Below are 277 nucleotides of genomic sequence, written 5' to 3' on the forward strand. Positions count from 1 at the left end.
CCGTTTGCCCGAAGCAGGATGCGCATATTACGCTCCTCAGTTTTAATGTCAACACTTAATCTTATATAAAAGTAAGTGTTTTATAAAACCTTATTTTTTACCTTAATCGGCTTATTTACTAAGCAATTAAGTTAAAAAATAGTGTTTCATAAAAAGCCCGACTCTTATGAATCGGGCTTCTCTTAATAGAAGTTTAGCAATGTCCTACTCTCACATGGGAACTCCCACACTACCATCGGCGCAACTGCGTTTCACTTCTGAGTTCGGAATGGGATCA

1 rRNA gene is annotated in these 277 nt (G+C 37.9%); it reads right to left on the reverse strand.

From position 1 onward, the window contains the following. Positions 1–191: 191 nt before the first annotated feature. Positions 192–277, reverse strand: a 5S ribosomal RNA gene (gene rrf / locus ASU03_RS19600); the annotation flags it as partial.

The organism is Colwellia sp. TT2012 (genome assembly GCF_001440345.1).
Classification (GTDB): domain Bacteria; phylum Pseudomonadota; class Gammaproteobacteria; order Enterobacterales; family Alteromonadaceae; genus Colwellia.